The 24145-nt window shown below is 63.4% G+C and carries 19 protein-coding genes; 7 read left to right on the forward strand and 12 right to left on the reverse strand.

Translation table 11 applies throughout. The annotated features are described in order from the left end of the window. Positions 1-19 precede the first annotated feature (19 nt). From mmsB to ACQKOE_RS14785, 3 genes are read right to left on the reverse strand one after another with little or no spacing between them, the layout of a single operon-like run. Positions 20-892, reverse strand: coding sequence for a 3-hydroxyisobutyrate dehydrogenase (mmsB, locus tag ACQKOE_RS14775; RefSeq protein WP_427513480.1), 873 nt, complete (start codon positions 890-892; stop codon positions 20-22). Between the two features lie 20 nt (positions 893-912). Next, the gene (locus tag ACQKOE_RS14780) at positions 913-2058 is read right to left on the reverse strand and encodes an acyl-CoA dehydrogenase family protein (protein WP_427513481.1); all 1146 of its coding nucleotides are present in this window, start codon (positions 2056-2058) and stop codon (positions 913-915) included. A gap of 3 nt (positions 2059-2061) precedes the next feature. After that, positions 2062-3561 carry a CoA-acylating methylmalonate-semialdehyde dehydrogenase gene (locus ACQKOE_RS14785; protein ID WP_427513482.1) on the reverse strand — a complete coding sequence of 500 codons (1500 nt, stop codon included), beginning with the start codon at positions 3559-3561 and terminating at the stop codon, positions 2062-2064. A gap of 107 nt (positions 3562-3668) precedes the next feature. On the opposite strand from ACQKOE_RS14785, the gene ACQKOE_RS14790 reads away from it, so the two are divergent. Then, positions 3669-4568, forward strand: a complete 900-nt coding sequence (locus ACQKOE_RS14790) for a LysR family transcriptional regulator (protein ID WP_374591783.1) — start codon at positions 3669-3671, stop codon at positions 4566-4568. A gap of 5 nt (positions 4569-4573) precedes the next feature. Here ACQKOE_RS14790 and ACQKOE_RS14795 read toward each other — a convergent pair whose 3' ends face one another. From ACQKOE_RS14795 to ACQKOE_RS14820, 6 genes are read right to left on the reverse strand one after another with little or no spacing between them, the layout of a single operon-like run. After that, positions 4574-5269 carry a VOC family protein gene (locus ACQKOE_RS14795; protein ID WP_427513483.1) on the reverse strand — a complete coding sequence of 232 codons (696 nt, stop codon included), beginning with the start codon at positions 5267-5269 and terminating at the stop codon, positions 4574-4576. 55 nt (positions 5270-5324) lie between these two features. Next, the gene (locus ACQKOE_RS14800) at positions 5325-6521 is read right to left on the reverse strand and encodes a CaiB/BaiF CoA transferase family protein (RefSeq protein ID WP_427513484.1); all 1197 of its coding nucleotides are present in this window, start codon (positions 6519-6521) and stop codon (positions 5325-5327) included. Then, positions 6521-7447 (reverse strand): hydroxymethylglutaryl-CoA lyase, encoded by a 927-nt coding sequence (locus ACQKOE_RS14805; RefSeq protein ID WP_427513485.1) that lies wholly within the window; start codon positions 7445-7447, stop codon positions 6521-6523. Before ACQKOE_RS14805 ends, ACQKOE_RS14800 begins: the two co-directional genes overlap by 1 nt. After that, positions 7444-8586 carry an alpha/beta hydrolase family protein gene (locus ACQKOE_RS14810; protein WP_427513486.1) on the reverse strand — a complete coding sequence of 381 codons (1143 nt, stop codon included), beginning with the start codon at positions 8584-8586 and terminating at the stop codon, positions 7444-7446. Before ACQKOE_RS14810 ends, ACQKOE_RS14805 begins: the two co-directional genes overlap by 4 nt. Before the next feature lie 51 nt (positions 8587-8637). Continuing rightward, positions 8638-10032 carry a sensor histidine kinase gene (locus tag ACQKOE_RS14815; RefSeq protein ID WP_427513487.1) on the reverse strand — a complete coding sequence of 465 codons (1395 nt, stop codon included), beginning with the start codon at positions 10030-10032 and terminating at the stop codon, positions 8638-8640. Then, positions 10029-10739 carry a response regulator transcription factor gene (locus ACQKOE_RS14820; protein WP_427513488.1) on the reverse strand — a complete coding sequence of 237 codons (711 nt, stop codon included), beginning with the start codon at positions 10737-10739 and terminating at the stop codon, positions 10029-10031. Before ACQKOE_RS14820 ends, ACQKOE_RS14815 begins: the two co-directional genes overlap by 4 nt. Positions 10740-11345: 606 nt before the next feature. Here ACQKOE_RS14820 and ACQKOE_RS14825 point away from each other — a divergent pair. From ACQKOE_RS14825 to ACQKOE_RS14845, 5 genes are all read left to right on the forward strand, one after another. Beyond that, on the forward strand, positions 11346-11900 hold the full coding sequence (locus ACQKOE_RS14825) for a hypothetical protein (RefSeq protein WP_427513489.1): 555 nt from the start codon (positions 11346-11348) through the stop codon (positions 11898-11900). A gap of 65 nt (positions 11901-11965) precedes the next feature. Further along, positions 11966-13831 (forward strand): CsgG/HfaB family protein, encoded by a 1866-nt coding sequence (locus tag ACQKOE_RS14830; protein WP_427513490.1) that lies wholly within the window; start codon positions 11966-11968, stop codon positions 13829-13831. 58 nt (positions 13832-13889) lie between these two features. Continuing rightward, a complete protein-coding gene (locus tag ACQKOE_RS14835; RefSeq protein WP_427513491.1) occupies positions 13890-17546 on the forward strand; it encodes a beta strand repeat-containing protein in 3657 nt (1218 codons plus the stop codon). A gap of 131 nt (positions 17547-17677) precedes the next feature. Continuing rightward, positions 17678-18313, forward strand: a complete 636-nt coding sequence (locus ACQKOE_RS14840) for a hypothetical protein (RefSeq protein ID WP_427513492.1) — start codon at positions 17678-17680, stop codon at positions 18311-18313. A 153-nt stretch (positions 18314-18466) separates the two neighbouring features. Continuing rightward, positions 18467-20263, forward strand: a complete 1797-nt coding sequence (locus tag ACQKOE_RS14845) for an arylsulfatase (protein WP_427513493.1) — start codon at positions 18467-18469, stop codon at positions 20261-20263. A gap of 15 nt (positions 20264-20278) precedes the next feature. Here the strand turns inward: ACQKOE_RS14845 and ACQKOE_RS14850 are convergent, their stop codons facing one another. From ACQKOE_RS14850 to ACQKOE_RS14860, 3 genes are read right to left on the reverse strand one after another with little or no spacing between them, the layout of a single operon-like run. Further along, complete coding sequence (locus tag ACQKOE_RS14850) at positions 20279-21175, reverse strand: haloalkane dehalogenase (RefSeq protein WP_427513494.1); 897 nt, start codon at positions 21173-21175, stop codon at positions 20279-20281. A 60-nt stretch (positions 21176-21235) separates the two neighbouring features. Further along, a complete protein-coding gene (locus tag ACQKOE_RS14855) occupies positions 21236-22162 on the reverse strand; it encodes a formylglycine-generating enzyme family protein (RefSeq protein ID WP_427513495.1) in 927 nt (308 codons plus the stop codon). Continuing rightward, positions 22162-22776 carry a TetR/AcrR family transcriptional regulator gene (locus tag ACQKOE_RS14860; protein WP_427513496.1) on the reverse strand — a complete coding sequence of 205 codons (615 nt, stop codon included), beginning with the start codon at positions 22774-22776 and terminating at the stop codon, positions 22162-22164. The genes ACQKOE_RS14855 and ACQKOE_RS14860 overlap by 1 nt, the downstream gene beginning before the upstream one ends. Positions 22777-23253: 477 nt before the next feature. Here ACQKOE_RS14860 and ACQKOE_RS14865 point away from each other — a divergent pair. Next, the coding region (locus tag ACQKOE_RS14865) for a TolC family protein (RefSeq protein WP_427513497.1) at positions 23254-24145 on the forward strand (892 nt) is incomplete at its 3' end.

A 24145-nucleotide genomic window follows, 5' to 3' on the forward strand; every position in this document is an offset into this window, starting at 1 on the left:
CCCTCGTTCTAGCGCGCGGTCACAGCGTCTTGATGATCCCGGAAAAGTCGACTGCGCCGTTTCCGGCCGCGGCAAAGGCTTCGTAAAGTTCCTGGGCGCGCTGGCCCATTGGCACCATCGCGCCCGCCGCCTTTGCCGCTTCCATCGCCAACTTCAGATCCTTCAGCATCAGCGCCGCGGCGAACCCGCCTTGATAGCCGTTGTCTGCGGGCGACTGCGGGCCGACGCCGGGGACCGGGCAATAGGCGGTTATCGACCAGGACTGGCCCGATGCCTTGCTGGAAATGTCGAAAAAGGTCTGCAGGTCCAGCCCCAGCTTGTCGGCCAGGGCAAAGGCTTCGCACGTGGCGATCATGGTCGCGCCCAGGATCATGTTGTTGCAGATCTTGGCCGCTTGCCCCGCGCCGCTGGCCCCGGCATGGATCACCGCCTTGCCCATGGCGGCCAGGATTGGCTCGGCCTTGGCAAAGGCTGCCTCGCTGCCGCCGACCATGAAGGTCAGGGTGCCGCCATTGGCCGCCGCGATCCCGCCCGATACCGGTGCATCGACCATTTCGTAACCGGCGGCGCGGGCCGCTTCTTCCACCTTGCGCGCGGTTGCCACGTCGATGGTCGAACAGTCCAGCAGCAGGGCCGATCTGGGCGCATGGCCGATCACGTCGGCGCTATAGACACTTTCCACGATTTCCCCGTTGGGCAGCATCGAAACGACCGCCTGCGCGCCCTGAACCGCTTCGCGCACCGAGGTATAGGTCTGGCAGCCGTTCTCCTGCGCCCGGGCCAGGGCCTCTGATGACAGGTCGAATGCGTGCACTTCATGCCCGGCCTTGACCAGATTGGCCGCCATGCCGCCGCCCATGTTGCCAAGCCCGATGAAAGCGATCCGGGTCATGTTCAAAAACTCCTGTGTGATTACTGGCGCAGCAGATCGCGGCCGACGATCATGCGCATCACCTGGTTGGTGCCTTCCAGGATCGAATGGACGCGCAGGTCGCGCCAGAAGCGCTCGATCGGATAGTCGCGCAGATAGCCATAGCCGCCGAACAGTTGCAGCGCGTCGTTGACGATCTTGCTGCCGCTGTCGGTCGCCAGGCGCTTGGCCATGGCCGAAAAGCGGCTCTTGTCCGGCGCATTGGCATTGACCTTGCTGGCGGCCAGGTAAAGCAGGGCGCGGGCGGCTTCCAGGTCAGTCGCCATGTCGGCCAGCATGAACTGGGTGTTCTGGAAATCGGCAATCGGCTGGCCGAACTGCTGGCGGTCCTTGGTATAGGCAATCGCCTCGTCCAGGCAGCGCTGCGCCCCGCCCAGCGAGCAGGCGCCGATGTTGAGGCGCCCGCCATCCAGCCCGGCCATGGCAAAGCGGAATCCTTCGCCCTCGGCCCCGACGCGGTTGGCCACGGGCACGCGGCAATCCTCGAAAATGACCTGCGCGGTGGGACTGGAATTCCACCCCAGCTTCTTTTCCGGCGCGCCGAAGGACAGGCCGGGCGTGTCCTTCTCAACCACCAGGCAAGTGATCCCGCCCGACTTGTGCTCTCCGGTGCGGACCATGCAGACATAGACGTCGTTCACGCCGCCGCCGGAAATGAACTGCTTGGTGCCATTGATCACATAGTGATCGCCATCCAGCCGCGCGCTGGTTTTCAGCGCCGCCGCGTCAGAGCCAGAACCCGGCTCGGTCAAGCAATAGCTGGCGATCTTGTTCATCGAAACCAGGTCCGGCAGGAACCGGCCCTTCAGCTCCGCCGAGCCATAGGTGTCGATCATCCAGGCGGCCATGTTGTGGATCGAGATATAGGCGCTGGTCGAAGGGCAACCATAGGCCATGGCCTCCATGATCAGCGCGGCCTCAAGCCGGCCCAGGCCGATCCCGCCGCTTTCTTCCGACACATAGATCGCGCCGAAACCCAGTTCCCCCGCCGCTTTCCAGACATCGACCGGATAGTGGCTCTTTTCATCCCATTCGGCAGCGAACGGCGTGATGCGATCCGCCGTGAACTTGCGTGCCATGTCCTGAATGGCAAGCTGGTCTTCGGTAAGGGAGAACTGGTCGGTCATCGATTAGCCCATGGTTGGAATGACAAAGGCATTGCCGCCGTCCGGCGAACCGTCGGGCCAGCGCTGGGTGATGGTCTTGACCTTGGTCCAGAACTTCACCCCTTCCATGCCGTGCTGGTTGGTATCGCCAAAGGCGCTGCGCTTCCACCCGCCAAAGGTGTGGTAGGCGACCGGGACCGGGATCGGCACGTTGATGCCGACCATGCCGACGTTCACCCGCGCGGCGAATTCGCGCGCGGCGTGGCCGTTGCGGGTGAAGATCGCCACGCCGTTGCCATACTGGTGCTTGCTGGGCAGGCTCAGCGCTTCCTCGAAATCCTTGGCGCGGACCATTTGCAGGACGGGGCCGAAGATTTCGTTGTGATAGCTGCTCATGTCCGGGGTTACGCGGTCGAACAGCGTGGGGCCGACGAAGAAGCCGTTTTCGTGGCCCTGCAGGGTAAAGCCGCGACCATCGACTACCAGTTCGCCGCCTTCATCGACGCAGGTCTGGATCCAGCGTTCGATATTGGCCTTGTGCTGGGCGGTGACGACCGGGCCGTAATGCGCGCTGTCGTCGGTCGAAATGCCGATCTTCAGCGCCTCGATCGCGGGGATCAGCTTGGCCTTGAGGCGCTCTGCGGTTTCATCGCCCACCGGCACGACGACCGGCAGGGCCATGCAGCGCTCACCCGCCGAGCCGAAAGCCGCTCCGGCCAGGTCATTGACCACCTGGTCAAGGTCCGCATCGGGCATGACGATGCCGTGGTTCTTCGCGCCGCCCATGGCCTGGACGCGCTTACCGGCGGCAACCCCGCGGTTGTAGACATAGTGCGCAATGTCGGACGATCCGACGAAGCTGACCGCACCGATAGCCGGGTGGTCCAGGATCGCGTCGACCATTTCCTTGTCGCCGTGGACAACCTGGAAGATGCCTTCGGGCAGGCCGGCCTCCAGCCACAGTTCGGCCAGACGCACCGGCACCGAAGGATCGCGCTCGCTGGGCTTGAGGATGAAGGCATTGCCGGTCGCCATGGCCACAGCGCCCATCCACAGCGGGATCATCGCCGGGAAGTTGAACGGCGTGATGCCCGCACCGATCCCGATGGGCTGGCGCATCGAATAGACGTCGATCCCGGGCCCTGCTCCTTGCGTATATTCGCCCTTCAGCGCGTGGGGGATGCCGCAGCAGAATTCGACCACTTCCAGCCCGCGCTGGATATCGCCCTTGGCATCGGCGATGACCTTGCCATGCTCGCTGCTGAGCATGTGGGCCAGTTCGTCCATGTGGGCTTCGACCAGGGCCTTGAAATTGAACATCACACGGGCGCGGCGCTGTGGATTGGTCGCGGCCCAGGCGGGCTGCGCGGCCTGGGCGGCGGCCACCGCGCGGTCCAGCACGGCGGCGTCGCCCAGGGCGACTTCGGCCTGCACTTCGCCGGTGTTGGGATCGAATACCGGGCTCTTGCGGGCGGGGGCTGCGCCGCCGGTTCCGCCAGCGATGAAATGGTCGATCAGGCGCACTGTGGAATCCTTGTTTGCGGGTGGGGCTTTCAAGTTGGGTTTGGCAGTCTTTTGCACCCCTGTTTTCATGCAGACAATTGGCAAATTTGCGCCTATGCCCTGCAATTATGCAGCATCTGAACTGGAACGACCTGCAAGCCTTCCTGGCCATTGCCCAGGCCGGACGGCTGGCCAAGGCGGGCAGCGCGATGCGGGTGGACGCGACCACCATGGGGCGGCGGCTGCGGCGTCTGGAAACGCAGCTGGGCGCCACCTTGTTCGAGCAGACCCGGCAGGGCCAGGTCCTGACCGAAGCGGGCGAGGCGCTGCTGGCCCAGGTAGAGGCCATGGCCTCTGCCGCGGCGGCCATTGGCGAGGGGCCGGATGCGGCCCAAGCGGGGGTAGGCGGCACTCTGCGGCTCAGCGTGTCCGAAGGGTTCGGCACCTGGTTCCTCGCCGAACATATCCCGGCCTTCGCGCGGCGGAACCCGCAATTGACCGTGGACCTTGCCGCCAGCAGCGGGTTCCTCAGCCCGTCCAAGCGCGAGGTGGACATTGCGGTCATGCTGTCCCGCCCCAAGGCAGGGCCGGTGATCGCCCGCAAGCTGAGCGACTATACCCTGCGGCTCTATGCGGCGGCGGAGTATCTGGCGGAATTCGGCGCGCCCCTGGCCGCTGCCGACCTGGCCCAGCGGCACCGCCTGATCGGCTATGTGCCCGACCTGATCTATGCGCCCGAACTGCGCTATCTGGACGAATTCCTGCCCGGCCTTGCCACCCGTACCCGTTCCACCAGCATCAATGCCCAGCACCGCCTGATCGCGGCAGGCGGCGGGATCGGGGTGCTGCCCTGCTTCATCGGCGACCGCGATCCGGGCCTGGTGCCGGTCATCCCGGACAAGCGGATTACCCGCTCATTCTGGCTGGTCACGCACAAGGACAACCACCAGCTTGCCCGGATCAAGGCGGGCAAGGAATGGCTCCACGATCTGGTCCAGCGACACCGTCAGGTGCTGGTCCCGGACTAGGCGGTTCAGCCTCCGCGCGCGGGCGGTTCGTAGGGCGGCAGACGCTCATAGACGCTGTCCGGCGTGACGAGCATGCGCTGATAGGTCGCTTCCGGATAGTCGAGGTGCGGCTTGGCCGGATCAAACGCGGGCTGCGGCAGGTTTGGCGCTCCGGTGTAAGGCTGGGGCGCGATCATCGCAGCCGCCTCCTGCTCTGAAATGCCGAGGCCTGCCAGCACCTCCGGATCGACCCAGGTCGCCGCGTCGAGCACGCGGTACTGGGTGGAAATTTCCAGCGTCATGTTCTCTGGTCCGGCAAAGTACAGTGACTTGCAGAAACCGTGGTCGATCGGGCCGATGATCGGCACGCCGTGGCTGCGGACCCGGTCGCGCATGGCCAGCAGCGCCGCTTCGTCCGGCACGCGAAAGGCGATGTGCTGCATGGTTCCGGGCGCACAGGGCATTTCGCCGCGACCGGCATGGGTGACGCCCATGGTGCTTGGAATCCGGTCCGTGCCGGGGACGTGGACCAGGCTGAACAGGCTGTCGTCGCTCATCCGCAGGAACGCGTGCGATGCGCCGTCCACGCCGTGCATTTCGAAGATGGCGACCAGCGGAAAGCCGAGGACCTGGGTGAAGAATTCCAGCTGCTTCTTCATGTCGCCCGCCATGAAGGCAATGTGGTGCACGCCGACGGGGTGCTGTGCGGGAATCTGGTTCATTGGCTTGCTCTCCCGGATTTTCCGGCAGTAAAGCTGGCCCTGCCGCCCAAGGCAATCAGATAACGCCGCGCGCCGCCAGTTCGGCCAGATCCGCTTCGCTCAGGCCGAGTTGCTCGCCATAGACTTCGCCGTTGTGTTCGCCGGGATGAAGCGGGGCGCGGCGGCGCACGGCGGAGGGCGTGGCGGACAGCTTGGGCATGGGGGCCTGCATCCGTACCGGGCCGTGCTGGGGGTGGTCCACCGCAACGATTGCCTCGCGGGCGGCAAAATGCGGATCGGCCAGCATTTCCGCGCCGGTATAGATGCGCCCGGCGGGGATCGAATGGGCGATCATCAGGGCTTCGAGCTGGTCGATGGTCAGGGTCTGGGTCCAGGCGTTGATCCGCTCGTCCAGTTCCTGCTGGTTTTCCCCGCGCGCGCCGTGAGTGGCATAGCGCGGATCGCTGGCCAGTTCGGGCTGGCCCATCGCCTCGGCCAGACGCGCGAAGATCGCATCGCCATTGCCGCCGATCATGTATTCCCCGTCGCGGCAACGATAGACGTTGCTGGGCGCGATGCCGGGCAAGATCGAGCCGGAACGCTGCCGTACGATCCCCATCAGGTCATATTCCGGGATCAGGCTTTCCATCACTTGCAGCACCGCTTCGTAAAGCGCGGAATCGACCACCTGGCCCTTGCCGCTCGTCTCCCGCGCCCGCAGTGCGGCCAGCGCCCCCATGCAGCCATAGGTGGCGGCCAGGGTATCCCCGATCGATACCCCCATGCGGCTGGGCGGACGGTCCGGATCGCCGACAATCGCGCGCCAGCCGCCCATCGCCTCGCCAATGCCGCCAAACCCGGCGCGGCTGGAATAGGGGCCGGTCTGGCCATAGCCGGACATGCGCACGATAATCAGGCGCGGGTTGATCGCGTGGAGAGCCTCTGGCCCCAGACCCCATTTCTCGACCGTGCCGGGCTTGAAATTCTCGATCATGATGTCGGCCTGGGCCAGCAGGCGGCGGGCAAGGTCCTGTCCTTCGGCCACGCGCAGGTTGGCCGTGACCGAGCGCTTGTTGCGCCCGATGACCTGCCACCACACCTTGTGCTGGCCATTGCCCCATTGGCGCATCGGATCGCCCGCGCCCGGCGGCTCGATCTTGACCACGTCGGCGCCCATGTCGCCCAGCAATTGCCCGCAGAACGGACCCGCGATCAGCTGGCCCAGTTCCACGACCTTGAGGCCCGCCAGGGCGCCCTTGTTTTCAGCAGTCATCACTCGCTTTCCGGCTTGGGAAATCCGCCCGCGCGGGACAGCATCGAAGGCATCGGCTTGTCCATTACGCCGGACAGCCAGTGCGCGGCGGCGATCAGCTTGTCCAGATCAAGTCCCGTCTCCACGCCGGAACGGGATAGCAGGTAGGCAACGTCTTCGCTGGCCACATTGCCCGCCGCGCCGGGGGCAAAGGGGCAGCCGCCGAGGCCGCCGATCGAGGCATCGACCACGCTGGCCCCGGCCTCTACCGCAGCCCAGACATTGGCGATCCCGGTATTGCGGGTGTCATGGAAATGGACCCGCACCGGCAGCGCACCGACCGCCGCCTTCACTGCGGAGACGAGGGCGGTAACCTGCGCCGGAACCGCAACCCCGATGGTGTCGGCCAGGGCGATCTCCACCGCGCCGCTCTGCGCCAGCCGCGCGGCCATGCGCACGACATGAGAAGGATCGACCTCGCCGCCGAACGGGCAGCCGAAAGCCACGGCTATGGTCACCTGCGCGGTGCGACCCGCAGCCTTGGCCAAGGCAACGATCCGCTCCGCAACCTGAGCCGACTGCTCGCAGTCCTGGCCCTGGTTGCGGATACCAAAGGGGTCGGAGGCAACCGCGACCGCGCCCAATTGGTCCACCCCGGCCAGCAGCGCGCGCTGTGCGCCGCGTTCGTTCAGCACCAGCCCGATCCGGGTGACGCCCTGGGGCTGGCCCAGCAGGGCGACGACTTGCTCCGCATCGGCCATTTGCGGCACGCGCCTGGGATTGACGAAGCTGGCCACCTCGATCCGCCGCGCGCCTGCGTCGATGGCGCGGCGGATCAGTTCCACCTTGTCCGCCGTGGAAACCAGCCTCGGCTCGTTCTGCAAGCCGTCGCGCGGGCCGACTTCGACGAAGCCGATCCGGCGCGGGCTGTTTGCGCTGCCGTTCATCCCTGCTTCTTCACCCAGTCGCGCACCGTTTCCGCCGCCTGCTGCGCCAGCTCCGGCTGGCCAAAGTAATAGTGGTTGGCGCCCTGGATAACCCGGTGCTCGATCTCGCACCGGCTGGCTGCGGCCATCAGCCGCGCGGCATGGCTGGGGGTGCAGGCATCGTCGGCGCTGTTCTCGATCACCAGCATCGGCCCAGAAATCCGCGCCGCGCATTTCAGCCCGTCGGCGTTGGAATCGTCATAGGACCACTGTGACAGCCACGAACGCAGCGTGGTAAAGCGGGCCAGTCCGACCGGACCGTCGTTGACCACGAAGGGGTCGCCGAGCATGCAATGCCCCGGCTCGCGGTCGTTGGGATCGACCGCCGGGTCGAGCCAGCGCGGATCGGCCATGGTGCCCTGGACGGTGAAGCAGCGTTCGTGATTTTCCAGCCCCTGGGCCTTCAGCTCGGCCAGTTGCTCCTTCACCCATTTGGTAATGCGGCGGTTGCGGGCGATCTGGCGCTGCCGGAATTCGGCGACGAATTCGGCGGAGTAGGGCGGCTTCGGTCCATCGGGGGCGTAGAGGTTCCAGGCCGGATTGCGTTCGAACGGGCGGCTTTCGTCCTCGATCGAGGGGTCCATCCATTCGGTCAGCGTCAGATTGCGCGACAGATGCGCGGCGAGCAGCAGCACGCCGTCTGCCGGAATCAGCTTGGCAGCGGTCAGGTCATAGGGATCGCCCGCAGGCGTATGGGTCACGCGCGGGTCCTGCGCTTCGGCCTGGTAGAACAGCGACAGCGAACCGCCGCCCGACCAGCCGCCCAGATAGACCTTCTTGTAGCCCAGCCGCTCACGCGCATCGCGCACGCAGGCAGCCAGGTCCATCACGGCGCGCTCCATGATCAGCGCGGTGTCGTTCCCCCGGTAGCGCGGATTGCAGTAGATCGCATGGACGCCCATTTTCGCAATGGTGCCCACCAGGGGAAGATAGGCGCCGCCGCCGATGGGGTGGGAGAAAATCACCACCGCGTCTGAGGGTTCTTCCGGCTTCAGCAAGTGGCATTCCACGGCAACCTTGCCGATTTCGCCGCCATAGGTGTCCTTGAACGCGTTCTGTTCGCTGAACAGGACCAGATAGGGAATGCGCTCGTACTTCATCCGGTGCTCCTCGGCAGCTGCGCGCCAGTCTTGCGCAAATCTGCCGGGCCGTCAAAGCGGCAGGAACATCACGAAGGTCACGTCGTCCGGCTTGGTCTGATAAAAACTCAGCTCGCCAAAGTGGAGCCGTGCCGTTTCGCTGACGATGAACAGGCCAACGCCGTACCCGTCATAGGCCCGGTCCACGCCGCGCTTGCCGCGTTCATGAATATTGCCCTGGAGCGAATTGAGGTCTGCCAGTTTGTTGTAAACCGCAAAGCGGATCCCGAAGGCTTCGTCATCGAATTCGACGGTGAATTTCACGCGGCTTGAGTGCGGCGAGTACTTCACCGCGTTGTCGAGCAGGTTGCGCAGCGCCAGCCGCAGCAGGACCGGATCGCAGTGCGCAAAGACGTCCTGTTCGGGATAGGTAAAGTCGATGCGCTGACGGTCGTGGACCGAACAGTCCATGATGGCCAGGCGGCAGATCCCGATCACCTCGACTGGTTCCAATGCGACGGCCTGATGGCGATCAATCAGTGTGGCCCCGGTAATCGCGTTCGACAGGGTAAGGGTGATGTCGTCCAGCACCCGTTCGGTCCGGTGGACAACGTCCTTGATAACGTCAGGGCGGGTCGAGGGGGCGGTTAGCTGCATCATGATCGTCTGCAGCGCGGCCTGCGCATTGTTGAGCGGCTGGCGAACCTCGTGGGTCAGCAACTGGAGCATGGTCAGCCGTTCGGCTGCCAGCTTGTCCGTAGCAAGCTTGGCTTCCTTGAGCGCCAGGGCGCGAGCATCTGCCCGGATGGTGCGCCGACTCGCCATCAGCTTTTCGCGGTCGTCGCGCGCATGCAGCAAGCCGATGAAGGCAACCTGCATGAAGAAGGAGAGGGTGATGACCGCAAAGATACTTACGAACTGCGTGTCCGTCTGCCCCAGAAAGGTGCGATCCTGCCCGAACGGATAAACCGTGATCAGGCGTATGTTGTTGCCCAGGGCAGCGATGGAAAGCGATACGATCATCAACCAGCTGGCCCAGCTGCCCCGCCATCGCCGCGCGCCAACCAGGGCCGTGATGCACGAAAGGTTCACGAACACCCCGGAAATCATGATCAGCAGCAAACGATAGTTGAACGGCGCAAAAAAACCGACCGTGGCAATGCTAAGTGCAGTAACGATCAGGATCGTACTGAACATGTTGCGCTGGAAAGTGGCCTTGCCTTCGCGCAAGGCGAGACCCTTCAGAGAGCCTGAGGCGACGACCATCCAGGCCCCGGCTATCCCCGTCACACCGTTCAGAAGCGCCTTGTCCCGGGTGACGATGAACAGACCGACCGAGCCGACCAGGTTTGACAGCAACCACAAAACCTTGTGGTGGTCCATCTTGCCGATCATCAGGATGCATAGCGAAAAGGCGATTGCCTGCCCGGTAAAGATGTTCCCCCACAGAGTGATAGTGTCGATCACGGGGTGGAGCTCCGCTCTTCATCCTCGATCGTTGCGGCAAGCTGATAGCCGATGCCGTGCACGGTCTTGAAAGGCGAGGGCTGGCCGGTTTCCTTTTCGATCTTGCGGCGCAGGCGGAAAACCGCGGCATCCAGGTTGCGGTGATCGGGGCCACCTTGCATTTGCGTATATTCCACCAGTGCGGCGCGGCTTACAGGTTCACCATTGGCCTGGATCAGGCCGCGAATGAGGCGCGCTTCGAGCTGGCTGAGCGGCACGACCTCTCCGCTTGGCGTGGTCAGGCTGCTGCCATCCGCATTGATCGCCCAGGCCACCGCCGCCTTGCTGCGCGACGGCGCGCGGCGCCAGATCGAAGCGAGCGCATTATAGACCTGGTCGAAGCGGACCGGTTTGTTGATGAACATGTCCGCCCCGGCTGCCAGGGCGGAATTGAACGCGTCGGGCCCCATTCGGCCGCTGATGACCAGGATGCCCGCATCGGTGCGGGCGCGGATCAGCGCGGTCAGATCGACCCCGTCCAGACCCGGCAAGCCCAGGTCGATGATATAGGCCTGGAAACTGCCTATGGACTTCGAGTCGAGAAAAGCCTCGGCGCAAGAGAAAACCGTGCACTGCGCGCCCTTGGACTGCATGTAGTGCGACAGGAACTGCGCGAAGTCGGCATCGTCGTCGATGATGCAAATGCTGTTGGGTATTCCGCCTGCCACGTCAGTCCACTTTCCTAGATTTCACAGTCAGGACGGATTGCGCCCTTCAGAGCAGCGATCTGGATACAGCCTGCACGTAAGATATGACAGGCTGCTGATCCCCAAATGCTAATCATATATGTCAGGCCCCCGTCAAGACGATGTCCTTCTCCGGGGCATTGGTGAAACGAGAGCTTTCCGAAGGTCCGGAAGAGGCAACTTCGCTACCTTGGTATGATGTCAAAGATAGGTTGGAGCCATTTGGTTTTGGGTGCTCGCATCGTTGTATTCACGATTATCCACGCTGCTTGGTCTGATATTCGGTCAGTTAAATATTTGAACTTGAATAATTAACTTACATCCATGTGCTTGAATTGCGTGTCGCTGGATCTTCGGCGTTCAGCGCGCGCAGGCCTTGGATCACAAGCTGTCCGGACAGCTTTCGACGTGCGGATTGCTCCATCCGATCCATCCGTTTCTGTTCCATTATGGTTGCGATAGCCCAAAGGACCACCGGATTGGCACCTGTCTTGCCTAGCCGGCGCAATCACATCTCGCCCATATATGACTGCGTGGATCAGTAATTATGATTCACATTCCTAGTAAAGTCAGGTGCGGAAATCAAAAATGATCAAACCAACCGCGATATATTCCGTCATTGCCTCGATCCTCCTGATTCAGGCTCCCGCTCATGCCAATGGAGTTGCCGAAAACACGGCCTGGCAATTCCAGACCACCGCCGAAATGGCGAACCAGGCCTACATCGAGGAAATGCGCAAGAAGAACGCCAACGGGGCCTATTCCGCGCCGCAGTACAATTATTACATCGACACCCAGAACAACTTCAATTGCAGCAACCAGGCCAGTTCTTCGGGTAACGGCGGGACCAATACGGCCACTGCCAATACCCCGGCTTCGAACGGCGCGAATGGCAGCGCATTGGGCAACCAGACCTCGTCGACCGGATCGACGCAGGGCCTGACCGGCGATGTCGTCCTGAACAGCGGCCAGGACAATTCCGCGCCGGTTCTGACCACGGTGACCGGCGATTCCTTTGCCGATGCATCGAACAATTTCTCCACCCAGGCGCTCAATACGATCCAGACGAACACCGGCCTGCAGGATGCCAGCGTCAACGGGTCCAACGGCTGTTCCTTCGCCACGCCGGGCTTCGGCCAATGAGCAAGCAATCGGCAATAGCGGGGCGAACTGCGCCCCGAAAACGGCGGCTTCGGCTGGTGCCCATCGTGGCACTCGCGCTGGGTACATCGGCCTGTGTCGGCATGCCGACCAATGTCAGGCGCCAGGTGGTGGCTCCGGGCGAGATGCCGGTCCAACTCGGTACGCCCGCGCGCGACAACCTGACCCCGCTTGAGGCGCCGCTCGCCTGCTTTGCGCGCGAACTGGCGGCAGCGGGCAGGCCGCCCATCGTGGTCGGCGTTGGCGAAGTGAAGGACTTCACCGGACGCTATTCGATCAACGAAGGCAACGCGGTCACCCAGGGTGGATCGCTGATGCTCTATTCCGCCCTTGGCAAGATGGGCGGCGCGGTCCGGATTGCGGAGCGGTACGATCCCTCCATCGCCGAGCGCGAGCTGGGCTACATGGACCGCCGCCAATTGGGCGATGGCCAGCCGCACGATGCCAATGGCCAGCGCGTGCCGTGGCTGCCCTACTTCGGTGGGACCGTCCAGGCATCGGACTATTACATCGTCGGCGGCATCACCGAAGTGAACTACAACATCGCTTCGGGCGGCGGCGAATTCGCGTTGAACAATATCGGCTTCAAGGGCCGGACCTACAGCCAGAGCGTCGCGATCGACCTGCGTATCGTCGATACCCGCAGCCTGCTGGTTGTCGATGCGATCAGCCTTTCCAAGCAGTTCGTCGGCTATGAAGTGGGGGCCAACACCTTCCGCTTCTTTGGCATTGGCCTGGTCAACGTCAATGTCGGTTCCAAGGGGCAGGAACCCCTGCAACTCGGCATTCGCGCGACGATCGAGGAAGCCGCGATCCGCCTGATCGCGCGGGCGGGCGGCGTCGATCCGACCAAGTGCCTGGCTCTGCGCGGACAGGAAATTTCGACCAAGTCGTCAGAGGCGATCTTTGCCGACATGGCAAAGCCGCAGACGCCTGCCCTGGCTGCGCCCGCAAACCGGGGCGGGAACAAGGCACCCCAGCCCAAGCAGCCTGCTGCAGCCTTGCCGGGACCGGGCTTCGACCTGCTGGACGAGCGCAAGCAGGCTGCTGTACCGGCAGCTAAGCCCAAGGCTGCGCCGCCCGCACAGGCTGCGGCTGGCAAGCCGGGCATGACGCCTGCGCCTGCGGCGGCATCTCCCGCGCGTCCGCCAGTGGCTCCCAAGCCCGCCGCGCCAGCTCAGCCCGCCGCGCCAAAGCAGGTTGCAACGGTTCCGCCCGCCGCTCCCAAACCGGTGGCTGCTGCATCAAGACAGGCATCGCTTCCACCGCCGCAGGCACCGCAGCAAGCAGCGCCGAAGCCCGCAGTGGCACAGGCAGCGGCACCGGCGCCCGCACAGGCGGCAAAAGCCCCCGTGGCCAAGGCACCCGCGCAGGCTTCCGCGCCTGCGGCAACTGTCCGGCCTGTGGCGGCTCCGGCGGCGGCGCAACCAGTTGCGGCCAAGCCTGCGGCTCCTGTTTCCGCTCCGGCTGTTCCGGCACGGCCTGCGCCGGTGCAAGCAGCGGCTCTGCCCGCTCCGGTGCAGCCTGCCCAGCCGGTCAATGCCAAGCCGCAGCCGATCAACGAGAACAAGAGCAGCGCTCAGCCGGCAACCCGCTTTGTCCTGATCTTTGAACTGGGCAGCCCCAATCTGCCCGCTTCGGCTCTGGTCATGCTGGACAGCGCCGCCGCGACGGTGCGCCAGGGCAACCCGGTGAGCATCGTCCTGCTCTCTCCGGAATCCGAAAAGTTCGAACCCAGCCAACGCAGCCGCCTGCTCGATCAACGGATCGCAAGCCTGGTGCTGGCGCTGGCCGCGCGAGGAGTTCCTGCCGGAGTCGTGTCTGTCGACTGGCGGCCAGCGAATACGGAATCAACAATCTACAGAGAGGGGCCAGGGGTTCAATTGATAGCGAAGATTAGACTGATGCGTTGAAAAAGCACACACAAAGTGGAGATTTGAAATGAAAACGACCAAGAATAAAATGAAGCTGATGGGAGGTGCAAGCACTGCACTTCTTGCCACGCTGATTTCCAGCCAAGCCGTTGCTCAGACTGTCGAGATCGGAACTACGGTAAATGTCAGCGGTGTTGACGCGGTTGCCGGTTCCAACCAGGCGGTTACCAACGACGTCGATGCCAATGTCACGAACGTGAAGACGACCCAGTCCGCTGGCGCAGTGACCGACGGTTCGATCGCCGTCCAGAAGAGCACGACCGGCGCCGTCGCGGTGGGTAACACCGATACGCTGAGCCTGTCGAAGACCGATACCGCTTCGCTCAGCACCACGACTGCAGTGACTGCACTGCAGACGAACACCGGGGTCGCCGCGGGTGAAGACCCCGAGAACCCGGTCGTCATCGATGCTGATACCACTGGCACCGAAGTTTCCGTGACTGTCGGCGCCACGACCCGTGGCAGCTATGCGGTGAAGGATTCGATCGACGGAGCCACGGCAACCGGCAATACGGTCGCGCAGAGCCTGACCCTGTCGGCCACGACCATTTCGGCCAGCAGCGACATCGGCGTTGATAATGACGCGCTCAAGCTCGACATCTCGGGCAAGGCGATGGGCGCGGTCGTTCAGACCAACACCATCACCGACGTGTCTGCAACCAACCTGAATTCGGACATGAAGGTAGTCGGCGGGAATGCAGATTCTTCGGCTCTGTCGCTGACTGGGAATACGCAGGACGCATCGGCCACCGGCAACTCGTCCACCCAGGGCGTCTCGCTCTCGGCGACTACGCTTTCCACCGGCGGAACCTACGCAACGGTCGATACGGTCGGCACCCAGGACCTGGACGCCAACGGCAAGGTCGTTGCGGCCAGCCTGCAGCTGAACACCGACAGCACGGTTGAAGCATATGCCACCGACGCCACCGCGACGCTGGACGTCGGGGCTGCAACCTCTGCTGCCGTGGCAATGACCGGCAATACCCAGAGCTCCGGCGCAACCGGCAGCACGGCTACCAATGGCCTGTCGCTTTCGGGCACCACGGTCGGTGCGGGCGCGGTGGTTGTCTCCCAGCAGGAAAACGATGCGACCAGCACCGTTCTTGCGCAGACCCAGTCCTCGATGCTGCTCCAGGCAGATTCGCTCAACACGGGCGCATCGACCAAGCTGACTGACAACACCATCCAGTCGCGCGCCACGGGCGTCAACACTGCCAACACCATGACGGTTGACGCAACCACCGTGACTCTGGCTGCTCCGGATGGAGACGCGGCCACCACGATTGCGTCGGGCGCCGGAACCATGGAAGCTGGCTATGCCATGCTGAACGATCAGCAGGTCGCGGGCGATGTTACTGCAACCACGGTGGCTGAAAGCACTTCCTCGGCGATCAAGTTGAACGTGACTGAAACCGCCGGCGTTATCGGCGGCAGCAGCGTGCAGAACGACAGCAATACCCTGTCGGCACGGGCCCAGGGCGCGACGACTGCCAATACCCTGACGCTCAACGTAAGCGGCACGCTTTCGCAAGCTACGCAGGATCCTGCTGTCGCGGGCGACATCGCCAATGCAGCTGCGATCGGCAATGTGCAGACCGTGTCGGACGGAGCGGACGTCAAGGCGACCGTGGACACCGGAACGGCTGACAGCATCGCAACCTCGGTAGCGGGTGTTCTGACCTCTTCGTCGCTGAGCTCTTCGAGCAACCGTCTGCAGGCCACTGCAGAAGGCGCGACGGCGACCAACAAGCTGACCGCTTCGGCGACCACGCTGACGCTGGGCGCTGATACGGGTACTGGTGCCAACGCTCCTGAATCGGCGTATGACGTTACAACGGCAACTGCGACGGCTGACAGCGCTTTCTCGGTGGCCAATGTCCAGAACAGCGGCGATGGCACGATCAGCGCAAAGCTGCTCGATCCGGCAACGGTCGCAACCAATGTGGACGGCAATGTCAGCGCGTCCAGCGTTGCAGCCAATGGCAACGGCTTCGATGCCTTCGCCACCAGCAACAAGGCGACCAACAGCGTCGCGCTGAGCGGGACCACTGTTACCACCGACGCCGGCATCGTCAGCGCCCAGACCAGCAATGCGGACGTTGTCAGCCTGATCGGCTATTCGGACGCAGCGTCTCCGGCTGCAGGTACTTCGCCGGACGATGCAGGCGTTACCATCGACCTTGGCGGCACTGTCGATGACAGCGCAGTTTCGGTGAATGCGAACGTGATCCGCGGTTCGGCTGTTGCCAACACCTCGAGCAACACCCTGACGGCCAGTGCGAACTCGCTGACTGGCGACGGTACGGCGGTTCAGGCTTCGGCTTCGGGCGATACCTCGGCTTCCGGTGACAGCACCGCCACCGGCGATTACAGCCTGGCCAATTGGCAGTCGCTGGGCTCTTCCGCCACTTCGACCACGAAGATCGCGGCCAGCTATGGCATCGATCAGGCGGACAACGAAGACGGCGATCAGCTGCTGAGCGACTCGCGCCTGAGCGTCAGCAACAACGTCCAGTTCGGTGAAGCGCTGGGCAATTCGGCAACCAACCGGATCGCTCTGACTGCAACCGACTCCGGTTCGGGGATTGATCCGACTGCCGCTCTGTCGAACGTGCAGGATGCTGACACCGCCGACATTGATGCCAATTCGCGGATGAACGTGTTTGCCAATGGGGAAGCGCTGAATTCGTCGATTGCGCTGAACAACAACAGCAATACCTCGCTGGCCGTCATCAATAACGCCAGCAACACCGTGTCGGTATCGGCTGTGAAGCTGGACGGTGCGAACACCCGCTCGCTGATCGATACCAGCAGCGATACGGCCACCGCAGACTATGCCATGCTTAACCTGCAATCGGCGGCCGGTGATCTGGACAGCACGGCGACGACCAATCTGTTCAACACCGACTACGCTGACACTGCTGGCGCTCTTGGCACTGAAGACAGCAAGGTTGCGATCAACGGTAATGCGACCACCGCTGAAGCCTCTGCCAACCGCGTTGCCAACGTGATGCAGTTCTCGGCTGTGGACAACGGTGCAACTGCTGCCCTGGCCAACAGCCAGACCAGCAATGCCAGCGTTGATGCAACCGCTACGACCACGGCCACCTTTGCCATCAAGACCACTGGTGCAGACAACGTTGCCGTCGATGGTAGCGCGGTCAACATGGATGGCAATAGCACGACTGCCCTGGCTCGCGGCAACTCGGCCAGCAACGCGATGACCTACTCCGTGGGCGCCACCTACAGCGGTGTCGACGGAGCGGTGATCACCGGCACCAGCTCTGCTGCGGCAACCGCAGTTGTCCTGAACGATCAGAGCAACGGCGGTGCGGTCAGCGCGCTGGCGCAGAATGCAGTCTACTCGATTGCCTTCAATGACACCGCGAGCGGCACTGCGGCCTCTGGCTCGGCATTCTCGAACAGCAACAATGCTGTGAATGCAGCGGCTTATGGCAACTCCGCCGTGAACAGCCTCACCATGTCGACCTTCGGTGCCGGCCTGCCTTCCAGCGCAGTGTCCAGCGTCCAGGCGAACAATGGCGTTGTCACGGCAACGGCAACCGGCGTCCAGTTCAGCATGGCTGCAACTGGCGGCACGACCGGTTCGGTCATGCGCAGCACTGGCAACAGCGTGACTGCACAGGCCGTGGGTAACAGCTCCGTCAGCACCATCGGCGGTGGCGGGATCTAATCCAGGGATTGGTCGCTCGCCCCCGGGCGGCCAATAGCCTGCGGCGGGCTTAAACGTCGCACTTTACTAGGAAACTTGAGGTGGGAATTCGTTCCCACCTCCTTTTCCAGGAATGAGCAGGGGATAAGATCATGAGAAAAGAAAACAGGACAATCTCGGCCCTCCTTGCCTGCACCTTGGCAACTTTCGGAGCGATTGTGCCCAATGCGGCCTTCGCCCAATATCGTTCGGGCACCACGCCCCCGATGGATTCGTCGCGCTCCGCGCCTACCGGGCAAACCTATAACCAGGATTCCCATCATCGCAGCCCGAGCCAGTACGATCGCGAACCGTCGCGCACTTACAGCCGGGGCGACAATTACGAGCGCCGGGGCGCCTGGGACGGCCATTCGCGCGATGGCCGAGGATACCAGGGGCATGGCTCCGGTCGCTATGACCGGTGGGGGGGACGCGATTATCATGGCTATCGCGGAGACTACGGTCGCGGCTATGATCGTGGCTATGGCCACGGCCCCGACTATGGCCGTTACAATCGCTACCCGCAGGGCTGGGCCGGCTATGGCCGTGGTCCCTATGGCGGTTATGCCCCCTATCGCGGCTATGGCGGCTATGGTGGCTGGGCCGTACCGGCCTATGGCTATTACGGCGCACCGGTGGTGGTAGCACCCACGCGTTGGGGCTGGGCGGTCCAGGCTGGAAACGTGTTCGTGACCACCGCGCCGGTCTATCCGGTCTACAGCGGCTGGGCCTATCGCCCGGGGCACTAAGATCCCGGGGAAATTCCCGCACCTAATTGCCGGATCATGCTGCTTACTGCCGGAGAATATTGGCATTGATAATGTCAGTATTTTCCGGCAGTCAGCGTGTTTCAAGCATGATAGGTTCACCGTGAAAAACATCACGCCGCGGCGCGGGGAAGCATGAAGAAAGCCATCGCATTGCTGCTGGGCGTGGCATTATGCCTGCCCGTGGCCGCCACGGCGCAACAGCCCGTGAAAAAGCGCCCCAACTTCGTCATCCTGCTGGCTGACGATTGGGGTTTTTCCGATGTCGGTGCCTTTGGCGGGGAAATGGCGACGCCCAATCTGGACGCGCTGGCCGCTAACGGGGTGCGGTTCTCCAACTTCCACGTAGCGGGAAGCTGCTCTCCCACGCGGGCGATGTTGCAGACCGGGGTGATCAACCACCGCGCCGGGCTGGGCAACATGCCCGAGACGATCCCGCCCGAGCATCTGGGCAGGCCTGGCTATGAAACCCACCTCAACAACCGTGTCGTCACCATTGGCGATCTGCTGCGGGCGCAAGGCTATCGCACCTACCTGACCGGCAAATGGCACCTGGGCCATACGCCGGACACGCTGCCCACGGCGCGCGGTTATGACCGGGCCCTTGCCCTGTCGCAGTCCGGCGCGGACAATTTCGAGAACAAGCCCAACCTGCTGCTGTATGACCGGGCCGATTGGACCGAGGATGGCAAGCCCGCGCATTTGCCGGAGCGGTTCTATTCCTCGACCCTGATCGTCGACCGGATGATCGGCTATATCGACGGCGGCCGGGCGAGCGGCAAGCCGTTCCTCGCCTCGATCAACTTCCTGGCCAACCACATTCCGGTCCAGGCATCGGATGCGGACATTGCTGCCTACAAGGGACGCTACGACGCCGGCTGGACCGCGCTGCGCGAAGCGCGCCGCGCCGGGGCCATTGCGAAAGGGGTGATGCCTGCCGGTGTCCACATGGTCACGATGGGCACGACCAAGGACTGGTCGGCGATCACGCCCAAGGAGCGCGAGCAGCGGGCCGGGGCCATGGCCGTCTATGCTGCGATGGCCACCGCGATGGACCGCGAAGTCGGCCGCCTGATCGCCCACCTGAAAGCCAGCGGGGAGTATGAGAATACGGTCTTCGTGTTCCTGTCGGACAATGGCGCCGAAGCCACCGACCCGATGGAGATGACCTGGATGTCGCGCTGGAATGCCCGGTTCCTCTACGACCAGAGCATTGCCCAGCAGGGGCGCCCGGGCTCGCTCACCGCGATTGGCGCAGGCTTTGCCAGTGCCGCATCGTCTCCGCTGCGGGGGTACAAGTTCACCGCCAACGAAGGCGGCCTGCGGGTTCCGCTGATCCTGGCCTGGCCGGGCAATCCTGCCTTTCAGAAGAACCGGGTTGCCGGAACCTTTGCCCATGTCACCGACATCGTGCCTACTTTGCTGGCCCTGGCGGGCGCTCCGCCTCAGGAGGGCCACTTCGCCGGGCGCACGGTAGAGCCGGTGATTGGCAGCGACCTGACGCCTGCGCTGCGCGATCCAGCGGCAGCGGTGCACGATCCGGACCGGCCGTTTGGTTATGAACTCTCCGGTAATGCCGTGCTGTTCAAGGGCGATTACAAACTGGTCAAGAACCTGCCGCCCTATGGCGATGGTCGCTGGCGGCTTTACGACATCGTTCGCGATCCGGGCGAAACGACCGACCTTTCCGGGCAGGAGCAGGCGCGCTATGCGGCCATGCAGGCGGACTATGCCGCCTTTGCCAAGGCCAACGGCGTGCTGCCCATGCCGGAAGGCTATACCGCGCCAAAGCAGATCTTCGAGAACGCATTCCATACCCTGCTGGTGCCGCGCCTGCTGGCGGCGGCGCCCTATCTGGCGGGTATAGCGGCTCTGTTTGCCGCGCTGATCATGTGGGTGCGGCGACGGCGCAAGGCAGGGGCGCAGGCCTGACCCCCGCCGCGCGCTCTACTTCCCCGCAACCTCCAGCACGCATTCGACAAAGCCCTGGGGGTCGTCTTCCTGAATGAAGTGACCGCCGCGCAGGGTACGATGATTTTGCCCCGCCGTGCCGGGGACGCGCCCGATAAAGCGGCTTTCGCCGCCGCGCGTGATCTTGTCCTGATCGGCAAAGCAGCACAGGAACGGCTTGGTCCACTGGTCGAACACCTGCCAGGCGCGCTTTTGATCCGGCACGGCGACATTGTTCTCGAACGGCACGAAGCTAGGGAAGATCCGGGCGCCCGCCTTGTAACGGCTGTCCGGGAAGGGCGCGTCATAAGCAGCGATTTCCGCTTGCGACAGGCCCCGCGCCGTCCCCGCGCTGACGATCTTGCCGATGGGGAACAGTGGGCTCCACTTGGAAAAGGCGCGCCAGATGGCAAAGGCGCGGGGAGCTGGGCCGCCCTCCGGCAAGCCGCCGTTGGACAGGACCACGCCGGAAAACCGCTCCGGCATTTCTGCAACCAGCCGCAGGCCGATCAGCGAACCCCAGTCCTGGCAGACCAGCGTGATGTTCTTCAGGTCCAGCTGTTCCAGCCAGCTGCGCATCCACGCGATGTGGCGGGCATAGCTGTAATCGCTTTTGGCAGCGGGCTTATCCGACTTGCCGAAGCCGATCAGGTCGGGCGCAAGCACCCGAAATCCAGCCGCGGCGACCGGACCGATCATGTGGCGATAGAGATAGCACCAGCTAGGTTCGCCGTGCATCATCAGCACCACCGGCCCATCGCGCGGTCCTTCGTCGACGTAGTGGACCCGCAGCGCAGTTCCATCCTGCCGGTCGGCAATCTCGGCATAGTGCGGAGCGAATGGAAAGTCGTCGATCCCGGCAAATGCCTCGTCTGGAGTACGCAAGACTTTCAACGGCTCTCTCCCTCTTCCCGGCAACTTATTGGCACGGGTTATGCCAAATAAATTGCCGGGTCAATTGGCGGGAGCAGGCCGCTTCGTGTCGATCAGGCGGAACCCGATGTGGTCCGTGCCCAGGCCGCGTTCCTGGAACTGCCGCGCAGCCGGGCGATAGCGCGCGCAATAGTTGGCCGCGCAGAGGAACGATCCGCCCTTGATCACATTCACCGGCTCATTGGCGTCAACCCGGTTGCCCCGCGCCGTGGTCCATTCCCAGACATTGCCGATCATGTCGTAGAGGCCAAAGGGGTTAGGCTTGAAGCAGCCTACCGGTGCGCGGCCGCGATAGCCGTCCGTGCCCAGGTCGCGTACGGGAAAGACCCCCTGGTAGTAATTGGCCTGCGGCTTGCCATCGGGACCGACGGGTTCGGGCAGGGCTTCGGCTCCGGCCCGGGCGGCATATTCCCACTGCTCCTCGCTGGGGAGCTGTTTCCCGGTCCAGCGGGCATAGGCCTCGGCATCCTGATAGGCCACTTGCACCACCGGATTGCTGCCTTGCCCGGCGATCTCGCTCCCCGGGCCCGATGGAGCGCGCCACTGCGCACCCACCACCCAGCGCCACCAGCTGGGGTTGTCCGGCGTGGGCACGCGGAACACGGCAGAGCCGGGCTTGCGCATTTCAGCCGGAGCGCCTTCCATCGCCGGGGGCTGCCGTTCGGCCATGGTGCGATAACCGGTGGCTTTGACGAAGGCGGCGAACTGATCGTTCGTCACTTCATGGGCGTCCATCCAGAAACCCTTGACCGCGACGGTCCGTGGTGGGCCTTCCTCGGGATAATGCGGATCGCTGCCCATGACGAAGCTGCCGCCCGGAATCCAGACCATCGTGTGATCCGCCGCCTTGATACAGGCCAGTGTGGGGGCAGGGGCTTCAGGCTGGGCCTTGGAACAGGCGCTCAGCGCAAGCGCCGCCGTGCAGGCAAGCAGTGCCGGATATTTCATCACGCGCCCATCGCCGCCAGGCTGTCGCCCAGCATTCGCTTCACCACGGCCCGCGCCTGCTGCACCGGCAATTGCAGATCGTGGCGCAACAGGCGCCAGGTCTGGAAGCTGAGGATCACCTTGATCGCCTGGATGCCGTGGATGTCGGCGGCAATCGCCTCGGGCAGGTGCTCGTCGATCATTTCCCCTTCGATCTGCAAGGTGCGGCGATGGTTCTGCATCAGGTAAGGCGATTGCAGCCGCTTGAACTCCGCCGAGAGGCGGTAGGGCATCATCAGCTCGAACACCTGGGCGCGCCGGTCGGCAATGTCGAACAGCTTGTCTTGCCAGGTCTCCCCCTTGGGTGGCTGGGTAATGATCGGCAGGACGCGCGCTTCGATGTTCTCGCTCATCTCGCGGAACAGGGTGTCCATGTCCTCGAAATGGCGGAACACCGAACGCAGGCCCACGCCGGCGACTTCGGCAACCCGCGCGGCGCTGGGCGAAAAGTCCCCCTTGCTGACCAGTTCGAGCATCGCCGCGACGATTTTCGACCGGCTGGAACGGCTCCGCTCGCGCCGGCCATCGGCCTGGGCAGGCTTGGTGCGGGTATCAGGTGCTTTCTTTCCAGTCATCGCGGGCTGTCTTGCAGCATTTTTCCGGCAGTGCGAGCAGGATTTTCGTTGTCCCGGATATCCAGGCGCGATGCATGCCAATATTACCGGGTCAACCGGGGCAGCGACATGGTTCAAGACCACTGGGGATCGCGATCCATCAAGCGCTGATCGGCGGAAAACCGTCAGACGCCAGAAAGAGCGACACCCATGCGTCATTCATTCCCGTTGTGATTAAAACCAGAATGTAATCTCCGTCCCGCAATGCCGCCGAACATTGACTTTCAAAACGGCTCTTATTGCATTCATAATGGCTGCTAATTCAGTTGCATGCTGGCCCCATAGATAACATTCGTCAAACTTAGATTAGTTTTTATCTAGGGGCTGTTCCTGCGGAAAATTCTCATCATATTCAATTGTTTGGCAGCATTCTCCGCTATCAGTCTATCTTTTGTTTCGACCACTGCAATCGCAAGCGATGTTGAAGAGGGACTGGGTGTGGCCATCGAGCAGGCCGTGAGCACGCATCCGTCGGTTGCCGCAGCGCAAGCTTCGGCAAGAGCGGCGGGCGCGGAGTTGCGCGCGGTGAAATGGCAGCGTTTCCCAAGCATTTCGGTTGAGGGCCTGGTGCTCAATCAACCGGGCAATCGGTTGCAGGCGCAGGCTGTGATCGACCAGCCGCTGTGGACGGGTGGGAGAATTTCCGGTTCGGTGCGCCGTGCTTCCGCGCAGTCCAGTGGGGCAGTGGCAGCCTATGACGAAGCGGTGCTGTCCATCGCCTCGGCGACGGCGCAAGCGTTCTATGACGTCCAGCGCTGGCGCGGCCGTGCGGCCATCCTGACGCTCAGCCTTGAACAGCACCAGAAGATGGTCGCGTCGATGCAGCGGCGTTACGAACAGGACGTCAGCCCGCTTTCCGACCTGGAGCTGGCCCGTTCTCGCATGCTGCAAGTGGAGCAGCAATTGCTTCAGGCCAAGTCGCAGGAAGCAGCGGCGGCGAGCCGGGTTCGCGAACTGGTTGGCGATCCGTTCTGGGCGGTCGGAGCGCTGTCGGCGATGCCGGCGAAGTGGCCGACCTTCGACGACGCTGTCTTGATCGAGCAGGCAGTTGCCTTCAGCCCGAGCCTGAAGCGGCTTCGTTTTGAAGCGCAGGCGGCCAGTGCGCAGGCTAGCGTGGCGCAGGCGTCGATCCTGCCGCAGCTGAGCGGTCAGTACACTTACAGCGAGACGTTCGGTCATCGCTTTGGGGTGGTCTTGAAGGCCCAGACAGATGGCGGCTTTTCGAAGGTTGCCGCTGATCTGCCCCCTTCTGAGTGGTCCAATTTCTATTTTAGGAATGGCCACGAAGGAGGAATGGAATGGCAAGGAAGCACAAGCCGGAAGACATTAT

This window comes from Novosphingobium sp. NPDC080210, assembly GCF_050281025.1.
Lineage (GTDB): Bacteria > Pseudomonadota > Alphaproteobacteria > Sphingomonadales > Sphingomonadaceae > Novosphingobium.